Source organism: Leptospira jelokensis, assembly GCF_004769635.1.
Taxonomy (GTDB): domain Bacteria; phylum Spirochaetota; class Leptospiria; order Leptospirales; family Leptospiraceae; genus Leptospira_A; species Leptospira_A jelokensis.
Window position 1 is genome coordinate 1 of record NZ_RQGH01000025.1, and the last position, 11,449, is coordinate 11,449.

The following is an 11,449-nucleotide window of genomic DNA, read 5'->3' on the forward strand; positions in this document are numbered from 1 at the left end:
TATTTACTTTGTAGAAATTAAATAAGAAAAGTTCATCATTATGTCGTAGTGTGTGACTTATTTTGGATACCCAAAAGGGCAATATATCTCCTTTCTTTAGATATTTTCGAAGATAGTGAAATGGAAATATGTTTGTGTTACTTAAAAGACTTAACTTTCCTATTTTGAGGGAAGTTTCATATATGCATTCAAGCAAAGAAATTTCTTTTAAAGCTAGCTGAATGTTTTGTTCAATAGACCAAAGAGATTTATGAATCATGTATTCAATCCTAAATTGGGAGGATGAGGCAAACTTAGCCTCATCTCTTCCCAGTTTTTCGACATATTTTATTTGCCATAGAAATTCAACTTTTTTGCTTTCAGATGTCATACTGCGATCCCTAATTGACAATTTGCTTCAAACTCCTTGATTTCGTCTTGATGTTGAGAGATGAGTTTCGCTTGAGAATGCTGATCTTCTCTGGATTTTTTATATATAAGATACTTTCTGACACCATTTGACCTTATTTGTTTGAAGTTTTTTTTCTTTAATATCTTTCCGACTTTGTCTCTAGTGAGAAGTCGTTTGATACTCTCACTTTGAATTTGGTCTATTATTTCTGAGGCACTTAAGATTTCTTTTTCATCGAATTCTTCTTGAGGTTTATTCATGAAAAATTCATCTACGTATTCCTCAAAAGCTTCAATTTTCCTAAAGTCTTCATTGATTTCTTCAAATAATTTTACTTCTTCTTCACTGAATGTAGTTGGTTCCTGAAGGACTTCTGTGATAAATTTAATCTCTCCCCAGATTTTTGATGTATCTAAAAGAAGTAGTTCATTAAGCATTATCGAATTAAGTCTAAAAGTAGGAAATCTTCTGTTTCCTGAATCATCCATAAGGATTGAAGTGTCCGTATTAATTGATGCAATAAAGGAACATCGACGCTCAAGTTGAATATCAAGGCGACCGTAGGGAAGGCGATCCGTGAATTCTTTGGAAGTGATTAAGCTTTTTAGGGAAGACGTATCACTTTTACCTGTCGTACTGTCGAACTCATCCAAATGGATTACTGCCATTGTAGCGACTCTTTTTCTAGAATCTTTGTTATCTGCCTGAATAGCTCCTGTGTAGCAATATTCTCTGGGAATGGTTTCAAAAAGCTTATCAAGAAAACGGTTCTTACCAATACCCTGTCGCCCCGATAACACTGGGCATATTTCATTGTGTTTCGTCCGTTTGGCTAATAATGAGTAGGTTGCTACTAGCCAGCGTCTCATTACAGATTGAAAAAGTTGACTTTGCTCAGGTTTTTCTAATATAAAATATGAAAGGAATTTTTTTAATTCAGAATCTTCATCTTCTTTCACTTCGATTACAGGAATGTTCTCAGTCCAGTCTATGAATGGGTCATAATCATTCCCCGAAATGGACTCCATAGATGCCTCCAAAACATCTTTTTTTATAGCACCAATGGAATCTGTTAGGTTTTGATTGATTTCTTTCCAAATCGTTAAGAAAATTCGATCAGTAACTGGCGTCCATTCAGCAGTACCAATTTTTCTTATTTCAGCTCTGTTAAGTACAACGTTGTATCGTTTTTGATAGAATAGCTCAAAAACAAGATCTAATGCCGTAAATTTTTCCATACCAGTAGTTAGTTTTTTTATATCCTTCCATGCCAGAGGAGATTCTGAATTTTCTAATTCATCTATTTTGCGTTTTTCATCATTACATGCATTGAGAAGGTCTTCGAATGTTTTGCCTGATTCGATCCAATTCTTAACATCCTGTTTTTCTCTGATAAGCTTTCCATTTTTAATGATCTCTAGGTCTTTTAGCCCAGGTAATTCAACTATGTAAGCATCGATTTTTGCTATACGAAGAGATTTTAATACTTTTTGAGAGAATTTATATCCTGGTTCGTCATTGTCTGGGAATATATAAACTGTTTTGTCCTTTAGAAATCGAATAGACTGATCCTGGATCTTATTTGTCCAAGATTCAGCTCCACCACTTGTCGAAGCAGAATAATCTGGGTTAATACATATATTTTGAACACACTCTGCATTTCCCTCACCTTCGCAAAAGAAAACGATCTTGGATGGAACCAATTTGTGTAGATTATACAATGTGGGTTGAATGCCATTTTTGCCTTTTTCCCAAGATGCCCCATTATTTTTAGAATGTTGCCAATAGAATTGTTTACTATCTGAAAAATTTCTGTTCCTTACTAAGCGAAGTCCAAGTGATTTAAGGTTTTCATCATACCATTCATCGTAGTAGTCTATGTCACTTTCTAGTCTTTGAGTAAATGATTCTCCAAATACTAATTTACAGGCTTCCTTTTTGGTTAAACCTTTACTCATTAATAGATCGATTACACTACCACCTTCATTAGTTGCATGATCTTTATAACATCCCTTTGAGGCGGAAATATGGAACGATCCTACATTATTGTCTAATCGTAACGGATTCAAAGTAAAATATTCATCATCTCGCCAGTAGGCTTTTGGATTACCGAAATATTGTTCTATAATATGTTTATCAATTTCAGGCATTGTAACTACCTTCTTCTCTAGTTTTTGAGGAGGTTATCTTCAAATAAAGTGAAGATTTTGATTTATCATTCTTTAATGTCTCGATTTTGATTCCAAAATTGAAACCGAATGCATATAAAGTACCAATCCATTGATTCGTAACCTTTGATAAATGAATTCTTTTAGTTTCATTATCCTTATTCAATTCGATACACGGGTTTAAAAGTATATCCCCTATATTGAAATAATCTTTTATTAAGGATTCCTCCAGTGTTAGTCGACCAATACCAATCGTATTCCCGTCGTCCTTTAATTTGTATTGTATTTGTTCCATTGAAGCACCGCCTAAATTTTAAAGCCAAAGGTTTGAATTTTGTCTTATTTAGTTAGTAGAGGTTCCGAAAACTATTTTCACTTTTTGTGACAGGTATTATGACACTGATATATTCACATAAAGTTTCAGAATCTTTTGGGGTTAACAATACCACCTTGTTCCACGTCAGGCACAGATTTCGCTTCTGGATTATGGTTGGTGTAAGACAAAGAATAGGATTAAGTATATACTCTTTAAAATTTGAAAAAACGTGGTAAAGGTGGTATATAATAATCTACTCCTTAGTTTTTGTACAATATACTTTAGATTTTTGATCTTTTTAGAATTTTATTTTATATAAATTTAGAGATTTTCTTCAATTTCAAACCTTCGATTTATTTCTAATTACCTAAAAGGTTACACAACTTGGAATTTTGTAACCCTTGTAAAATTTGAAATATGTTAGTTGGCGATAAAACCTTCATAGCAAGGCATTAGAGATTACTTTATTTACAGAATCGGTAAATTTGCTTTTATAAAAATTTGAGCAATATCGCTAGAGATAGGTAGCGGAGTCATAATCCCAACATTGGAACCACCTGTATTGCCTATAGGTGCTCTTCCCAGTATCGATCCTATTCCAGCAACTGCAAGCCGAATGATCTGTCCTAGTATTTCTTTTTTGTCCTTTTTCCGAATTCCGATCTTTAGCATCCACCAATGATTAACGGTATGAGGGATGGCATTCCTTTGTCCTAGGATATGGGCTTTTTCTAAATGAGTAAAAGCTTTGTCCCATTTTTTAGAGAAATATAACTCCCTGGCTACTTGCATTTCTTTTTCAAAAGCTTCTTTGATGATTGGATTCATTTAGATCGATTTCCTTGAATCTCTAATGCAATGGTCTCTTCCTAAATTTTTCAATCAAATTTTTACTTTACAATTTTTTGCCAGAAAGAAGATGTAAATATGGGTTCGGTAAGTGCCAAAATACTAGTGGTTTTTTCTTTAATATCTGCTACTATGTTGGCATCTAGCTGCAACTTATTTTGCGAGTTGAATTATCTTGATAAGATTGCAACTTCATTGCAATTAGATGTAGAGCCATGTCATAACTCTGAAGGAGCTGATGACTCAAAAAGTTGTGAATGGGATTCTGGCACACTGGATTTAACTCAAAAAGATAAATTCAAAAATTTTTCAATCTTCTTCTCATTACTTCAATACTATACTGTATCTTTTATTAAACAGGATATTAACCAGAGAAAAGGTTTCCCTGCGTTCGTTTGCTTTAAAGTATTTTTCCATATCCCCTCGGATACTATCATAAGTATCAACTCCATCCGTATCATCATTTAACCTCCGTTATTAGAGTGAATTCTTTTGGTACTCGGAGGTTTTTTGTATGTACTCATATTTTCTTAGATGGAATTCTTTTTCTATAAAAAACATTTCTATACGGATAACATTCGTATTTCTCGTCGCTTACTCTTTGATCTACGGTGAATCGAACAAAAAAGAGATAAGTTTAAGTGAAATTTTAATTTTGGCAGAGAAGAATTCACCTTTGCTTATGTCCATGAATTCTGATTTGGAATCATTGTATTATCGAAAAAAACAGGAAGGTATGACTCAGAATCCTTCCGTTACCATTGACTATGGACAAAGGAGAGCTGCAAACGAATCTGGATCGGAATACTCCTTTCAATTTGAACAACCGATCTATTATCCTGGCAGAAAGGAACTCAAACAGTTGCTTGTTGATAATGATGCAAAGATAAAGGAAGTTCAATTTGAGGAAGCTAATAATTCTATTCGCTTGAATTCAATTAAGTTTGCGTATCGTTATTTTATTGCAGATAAAAAAAGAAATCATGTTAAAGAAAGAATTCGAAGACTTTCCAAGATGGAAACTTATATAAAGGCAAGACCATTTATCACCCCTCAAGCTAAGACAGATTTATTCATAATAGAAAGAAGACTATTAGGTTTGAAAAAGCATTTTAACGATTTGGAATTGGATGCTTCCAAAAATTTTGAATCAATGAATTTCTTTTTACGAATGGAATCAGCTCCTATTCTATTTCTACCATTTTTTAACGACGGTATCAAGTTTGATCAAGCTGAACTTCTTAAAAAATCTATGAATCAAAATCCTATGATTCTTGCGGCAAAAGGGGAAATTGAAAAAGCAAAAACAGAGCTTCGGATAGCAAATTTGGAAAAATACCCAGATTATGCACTAGTCAGCCAAATAGGAGAAGACCGTTCGGGAGTATCCAACCGTTTCTTTGATCTTGGATTGAAATTCAGAGTCCCTGTGTGGGATCAATATCAGAATAAGGTCGGTTCGGCGGAAACTAACTTGGAAGCTAAAGCCAAGAAACTTTCCTACCAGGAAGATTTGATTCGCATGACTTTTAACCAAGCATATCTTGATTATGAACAAGCGAAATTAAATCTTAGATTATTTAATTTATCCAAATTGGATGAAATTGAAAGAGATTTGAATTTTGCTGATCTGGAGTTTACCAAAGCTCGTGTTCAGCTAATCAGCTACTTGGAATTAGAAAATCAACTTCATGAGACGCATCATGCTATTTTAGATGCCCAACTAACTCATATAGAAGCTTTTTTAAATCTTTTATATATAACGAATGAAAAAGATATCGTAGGAGTATTAAAGAATGTTAACCAGACTTTTGAATACAATTTTAAATAATGCCATTTTATATTTAGGCATCATTTTATTTCTTTTTGTTTATGCATTTTTTGGTTTAAAAGAAATTTCTATCGATGCGGTTCCTGATATTACGAATGTTCAAGTTATAGTAACTACCAACACTAGATCACTTGATCCTGAGCAGGTGGAAAAGCTTGTTACTTTTCCACTTGAAACCGAGTTGTTGGGTCTGCCTAATTTGATTGATGTTCGTTCTGTTTCAAAATTCGGTCTTTCCAATATTTCTTTGATCTTTAAAGAAGGCACTGATATTTATCTAGCTCGCAATATGGTGTCTGAAAGAATATCTAGTGCGAAAGATCGGTTACCAAATGGACTTTCTCCTGAAATTACTCCGAATGCTACGGGACTTGGTGAAATCTTCTTTTACTCTGTAGAAGCAAAGCCAGGTTCTAAATTAGAACAGTTTGCAGATAAAGATAGATTGTTATACCTTCGGACGGTTCAGGATTATACGGTTCGTCCTCAATTAAAAGCTTTCGTTCCAGGTATTGTCGAAGTGGATTCAAATGGAGGTTATGAGAAGGAGATACATATTGATTTGATTCCTTCAAAAATGAATCAGAGGGGAATCACGATTGATCAGTTGATTGCAACAATATCAACGTTAGGTGAAAATTTTGGAGGAGGAGTCATTGAAGAAAATGGTAAGATTGCCATTGTAAGAACTTATGGTTTGAAAAAGAATTTAACGGAAATATCCAAGATTCCAGTCAGAAGAACATCCTTTGGTGAATCCATCTCTATCTCCGATATTGCTAAAGTGAATGAACACGGAAGGTTTCGACTAGGAGGAGCTTCTTCGGGAGGAAGGGAAATAGTTCTTGGAACAGCTCTTATGTTACGGGGAGAAAATAGTTATAAAATAAACGAAGAACTGAATCAAGCAATAACTAGACTTGATCTACCTGAAGACGTAGTGGTCAAAGTTCTTTTAGAACGATCCTTTTTGATCAATTCAACGATCCATACAGTATTAAAAAACCTAATAGAAGGGGCGATACTTGTTATTGTTACTCTCTTCTTTATTCTTTGGAATTGGAGAGCGTCATTGATTGTAGCATCTATAATCCCTGGATCAATGTTACTTGCTTCACTTTGTATGAATTACTTTGGAATTTCTGCTAACCTAATGAGTTTGGGAGCAATCGACTTCGGTCTCTTGGTAGATGCCTCCATAGTAATTACCGAAAGTGTTTTATCGAGATTTGAAAAGGAAGTTTATACTACTAAAGAGGAAAAAGTAAAAATCATTTTAAAATCCTCCATAGAAGTTTTAAAGCCAGTTTCATTCGGTGTGATAGTAATTATACTAGTGTATCTTCCTATTTTAAGTATGGATGGTATACCTGGTAAAATGTTCCGACCAATGGCTGAGACTGTGATTTTGGCATTAATATTCAGTCTTTTTCTAGCTATATTTTTCCTTCCCCCTCTTTTGGTTTTTTTTATTACACCGAATTTAAAAGCCAATCATTCCACAAAGGAAAGCAAAATCATTGAGGCATATAGAGGCTTTTTGCCAAAGATTTTAGAAAAACCGAAAACACTCATTATTAGTTCCATTGTTTTTTTCATTCTTACTGGTATTGTTTATTTCCGACTTGGAACTGTCTTTTTGCCAAAACTTACGGAAGGCGATCTAATGTTGGTTATAGTTCGTGAAGGTGATATTGGTTTGGAGGAAAGCATTTTTGAACAAAAAGATGTAGAGAGAATGCTTGGTGAACTTCCTGAAATAGAAAGTGTTTTTTCTAGGATTGGAACTAGCTCGGTTGCGAATGATCCTATGGGTCCATTCAATGCGGATACCTTTATCATATTAAAGAAAGATACTCTTCCTGAACTATTAAAAACAGAAAATTGGGAAAAGTTTTTAGATAAAATTCATTCTACCGTTCGAAAGAAATATCCTAACTCGGAACTTACGCTTAGTCAACCATTAGAAGCACGATTTAATGAATTATTGGAAGGAAGTAGAGCAGATATTAGCGTAAGAATTTTGGGTAAAGATTTGAATACCTTGTTTCAATTACAGGAATCATTAAAGAATACCTTGGAAAAAATAGAAGGAGCAGAAGAGGTTGAGCTTGATCCGATCATGGCTCTTAGAAAAGCCCAAGTGATTGATTTGGTGCCTGATTTAACAAAACTTAATTACTACAATATTCCACTAACGTCATTTAATACTACCGTTGAAGCTGCAATGAGTGGTTTTGAGGTAGGAAGTTATTATGAGGAGGAAGTAAGATTTCCTATAAAAATGTGGCTTTCGGAAGAATTTCGCAATAAAGAATCGGAGATTGCCAATATCAATATAGGAACGGATGACGGAGGAATGATACCTATAAAGCTTATGTCATCCATAGAAAGAACTGAAAAAGTAATGACGATTTCAAGGAATCGTTCCAGGCGTTTTGTTGCGGTGTCTGTCAATCTGCGAGGTAGGGATTTAGAAGGGTTTTATGAAGAAGCAAAACTGAAAGTTAATTCTCTAAAAATTCCAGATGGATATTCCGTTTTTTGGGGAGGGCAGATAGAAAATCTAACAAAAGCAAAAGAAAAATTATCTATCATCATTCCATCAACTCTGTTTATGATCTTTGTTGTACTATATATAGGTCTCCAATCTTTCAAGCAGGCACTTCTTGTTTTTTTCTGTGTTCCATTTGCTTTAACAGGTGGAATTTGGTTACTCTATCTAAGAGGAATGGATTTAAGCGTATCTGCTTTTGTAGGTTTTATTGCTTTATCGGGTATTGCTGTATTAAACGGTCTCGTTAAATTGGACACCATTCATAGGATTCGTAATGAGAAAAAAATATCTGTGAAAGAAGCAACCATGGAAGGTGCAACTAGTCGAATTAGACCTGTTGTTATGACAGCACTTGTTGCTTCATTCGGTTTTTTACCTATGGCATTTGGATCGGGACTTGGTTCTGAAGTCCAAAAACCCTTAGCAACGGTAGTCATCGGAGGTATCATTTCATCGACGATTCTTACCTTAATCATCTTACCTGTATTTTACTATTGGTTGGAGAAGGAATGATGAGTTTACTTGAACTATATTCGATCCGACAGTCGGTGTTATTTTCTTATCAAAAGGATTTATAAAAAATGAAGAAGTTGCTTAATTTTAAAACAAAAAAAGAAAACTCATGTTGTTCTGATGAAACAGAATGTGTAAGTAGTGAGTCTTCTTATAAAGAAAAGGATTCTTCGGATAGTTCAAATTACCAAATATTTTTTCCAGTGATCGGGTCACTTTTCTTTTTGGGTGCGGGAATCATCTTCGATTATCATTTTTCAACATGGTTTTTTGGTTGGGTTAGACTTGTTTGGTATATTCTTGCTTACCTTCCCGTTGGCTTCCCTGTCTTGAAAGAAGCCGTAGAGTCAGTTTTAAAAGGAGATGTGTTTACCGAATTCTTATTGATGAGCATCGCAACTATGGGGGCATTTTATCTTTCGGAATATCCTGAAGGGGTGGCTGTCATGTTGTTTTATTCGGTAGGGGAGATATTCCAAACACTTGCAGTTAAAAAAGCAAAATTGAATATTAAACATCTTTTGGATCAGAGACCAGATATCGTAAATGTAATTGTCGGCTCTGATATCAAAGAAAAGAAAGTCTTTGAAGTTTCCATAGGAGAAATAATTCAACTCAAAGCTGGTGAGAAATTGGCTCTAGATGGAATTCTGATTTCCGAGGTGGCAAGTTTTAATACTTCTGCTTTGACTGGGGAGAGTAAGCCCGATACGAAAAGAGAAGGCGAAGTAGTGTTAGCAGGGATGATTAATCTTGGTAACCTATCTAATATTAAGGTTACATCCAGTTTCAAAGACAGTAAACTTTCTAAAATCTTACAATTGATGGAAGAAGCTGTTAACAAAAAAGCTCCTACTGAAAAATTCATTCGTAAATTTGCAAAGATATACACTCCCGTGGTAGTATTTCTTGCCATAGCTATTTGCATAATACCTTACTTTTTAATAGAAGAATTTATTTTTAATCAATGGTTTTATAGATCATTGATATTTTTGGTTATTTCTTGTCCATGTGCTTTGGTTATCTCTATTCCATTAGGTTATTTTGGTGGAATTGGTGCCGCATCCCAAAACGGAATCTTGATAAAAGGATCAAATTATTTGGATGCTATGGCTTCCATTCAGAATGTCGTTATGGATAAAACTGGAACTTTGACGGAAGGAGTATTTGAAGTTCAGGAAGTGAAGATTGAACCTAATTTTGACAGAGAAAAAATTTTAGATTATGTCAATGCTATAGAAAATAAATCCACACATCCCGTAGCCACGGCAATTTGTAACTTTGTAGGTAAGATCAATGATAGTCTTGAATTGAAGGATGTAAAAGAAATTCCAGGTTATGGTATGTATGCTACCATTGATAACAAAGAAATTTTAGTTGGGAACTTCAGATTATTAGATAAATACAAAATTAACTATGATGTAGATACTGCTACTTTTAATTCTACAGTCATTGCCATCGCTGTAGAACAAAGATTCGTTGGTTATATTTCTATTTCAGACAAAATCAAAGAAGATTCAGCAGCTACAATACAGGAATTGCACAAACTGAATGTAAGAACGCTTATGTTAAGCGGTGATAAATCATCCGTTGTTGGTTTTGTCGCAACCAGAATCGGAATAGATGAATTTTATGGAGACCTTTTGCCAGAAGAAAAAGTGGAAAAAGTTAGATTGATTAAATCTAGAAATGAATCTGTCGCATTTGTTGGAGATGGTATTAATGACGCACCTGTAGTTGCAATAAGTGATGTGGGACTTGCTATGGGAGGACTAGGCAGTGACGCTACAATAGAGATTTCTGATATCGTAATTCAAGACGATCAACCTAAGAAAATTCCAATGACAATCCGAATTGGACGGGCTACTAGAAGTATAGTATGGCAGAATATCTGTTTAGCTTTCCTTGTTAAGGCAATTGTTCTGATACTCGGTGCAGGAGGATTGGCTACAATGTGGGAGGCTGTTTTTGCAGATGTAGGAGTTGCATTTCTAGCTATTTTGAATTCGATTAGAATGCAAATGAAAAAGTTTTAAACAAATAACTCTTGAACGTATATATCTCTCTCTTTCTTAATCAGGAGAGAGATTTCAAATTAACAATGATTGAAAAATTGTAGATTACATTCTCAGATCAGATCATAGAACCATTTCCACTTTTATAAATTCTTTGGCATCTTCTTCACCAAAAATATCCAAAAACATAAGTTCATTTTTATAAGGAAATCGGAGGTGGACGCTCAAAAATGGACAAAATCTTTTTTCCATAAGAATGATATTTATTAAATCCTTTGAATGAATATCCACATTTATAAAGGAAAAGGAGTAGCTATTCTTCAATTCTATTTCATCCTCGAAGTTATCTTTGATTGTTTTCTATTCATTCTCCTTCTTTGAATTCAAGTCTTTCGAAGGTAGTGTGCAGGAAACTGGCAGGGAAGGGTCTGTATCTATTTTGACAGTTTCTTGAAATAAATTGGTTTTCGCTTCAGGCTTACAGGAACAGTCAACTGAACAAGATTTACCTAATTTACGTTTTAATACCCAAGCACCTAGCAAAAGCAAAGAAATCAGAATGCTAATTATTCCAATTTTTTCTGATAACATAAATAGCCAGGTTAATGAGGATATTCCTAGTAATGCAAAAAATACTGGAGCTAGGCAACAAAGCCCACATAAACCTATTCCTAAAATTCCGAATTTTTTAATTAAAGCTAAAAGTCTATTTTCTAAGGTCATTATTCTAATTTTCCTTTTATTAAATATTTACCTCAGTCTAAACCATTGACTATACTCCACTGTCAATAGAGGATGTAAAAAAAAGG

The 11,449-nt window shown here is 34.2% G+C and carries 8 protein-coding genes; 4 read left to right on the forward strand and 4 right to left on the reverse strand.

The genetic code is table 11. The features are described from left to right. The 3 genes from EHQ62_RS18635 to EHQ62_RS09915 form a co-directional block, all read right to left on the reverse strand. Positions 1-370: hypothetical protein (locus EHQ62_RS18635; protein WP_208720661.1), on the reverse strand; the 370-nt coding region annotated here is incomplete at its 3' end. Beyond that, positions 367-2,541, reverse strand: a complete 2,175-nt coding sequence (locus EHQ62_RS09910) for a VapE domain-containing protein (RefSeq protein WP_135642399.1) — start codon at positions 2,539-2,541, stop codon at positions 367-369. The genes EHQ62_RS09910 and EHQ62_RS18635, both read right to left, overlap by 4 nt. Before the next feature lie 802 nt (positions 2,542-3,343). Beyond that, a complete protein-coding gene (locus EHQ62_RS09915; protein WP_135642401.1) occupies positions 3,344-3,703 on the reverse strand; it encodes a DUF3703 domain-containing protein in 360 nt (119 codons plus the stop codon). A 99-nt stretch (positions 3,704-3,802) separates the two neighbouring features. Here EHQ62_RS09915 and EHQ62_RS09920 point away from each other — a divergent pair, with 99 nt between their 5' ends. The 4 genes from EHQ62_RS09920 (at position 3,803) to EHQ62_RS09935 (ending at position 10,661) form a co-directional block, all read left to right on the forward strand. Further along, a complete protein-coding gene (locus EHQ62_RS09920; protein WP_135642403.1) occupies positions 3,803-4,192 on the forward strand; it encodes a hypothetical protein in 390 nt (129 codons plus the stop codon). A gap of 46 nt (positions 4,193-4,238) precedes the next feature. After that, positions 4,239-5,555, forward strand: coding sequence for a TolC family protein (locus EHQ62_RS09925; protein WP_135642405.1), 1,317 nt, complete (start codon positions 4,239-4,241; stop codon positions 5,553-5,555). Beyond that, a complete protein-coding gene (locus tag EHQ62_RS09930; RefSeq protein WP_135642407.1) occupies positions 5,521-8,625 on the forward strand; it encodes an efflux RND transporter permease subunit in 3,105 nt (1,034 codons plus the stop codon). Before EHQ62_RS09925 ends, EHQ62_RS09930 begins: the two co-directional genes overlap by 35 nt. A gap of 68 nt (positions 8,626-8,693) precedes the next feature. Further along, positions 8,694-10,661, forward strand: coding sequence for a heavy metal translocating P-type ATPase (locus EHQ62_RS09935; protein ID WP_135642409.1), 1,968 nt, complete (start codon positions 8,694-8,696; stop codon positions 10,659-10,661). Positions 10,662-11,000: 339 nt separating this feature from the next. Here EHQ62_RS09935 and EHQ62_RS09940 read toward each other — a convergent pair whose 3' ends face one another. Then, on the reverse strand, positions 11,001-11,363 hold the full coding sequence (locus EHQ62_RS09940) for a hypothetical protein (RefSeq protein WP_135642410.1): 363 nt from the start codon (positions 11,361-11,363) through the stop codon (positions 11,001-11,003). Positions 11,364-11,449: the final 86 nt, after the last annotated feature.

What these genes read in the sequence shown, in the direction of transcription:
- EHQ62_RS09930 (WP_135642407.1), top strand. Translation starts at nt 5,521, where the DNA reads ATGTTAACCAGACTTTTGAATACAATTTTAAATAATGCCATTTTATAT.
- EHQ62_RS09920 (WP_135642403.1), top strand. Translation starts at nt 3,803, where the DNA reads ATGGGTTCGGTAAGTGCCAAAATACTAGTGGTTTTTTCTTTAATATCT.
- EHQ62_RS09915 (WP_135642401.1), bottom strand. Translation starts at nt 3,703, where the DNA reads ATGAATCCAATCATCAAAGAAGCTTTTGAAAAAGAAATGCAAGTAGCC.
- EHQ62_RS09940 (WP_135642410.1), bottom strand. Translation starts at nt 11,363, where the DNA reads ATGACCTTAGAAAATAGACTTTTAGCTTTAATTAAAAAATTCGGAATT.
- EHQ62_RS09925 (WP_135642405.1), top strand. Translation starts at nt 4,239, where the DNA reads ATGTACTCATATTTTCTTAGATGGAATTCTTTTTCTATAAAAAACATT.
- EHQ62_RS09935 (WP_135642409.1), top strand. Translation starts at nt 8,694, where the DNA reads ATGAAGAAGTTGCTTAATTTTAAAACAAAAAAAGAAAACTCATGTTGT.
- EHQ62_RS09910 (WP_135642399.1), bottom strand. Translation starts at nt 2,541, where the DNA reads ATGCCTGAAATTGATAAACATATTATAGAACAATATTTCGGTAATCCA.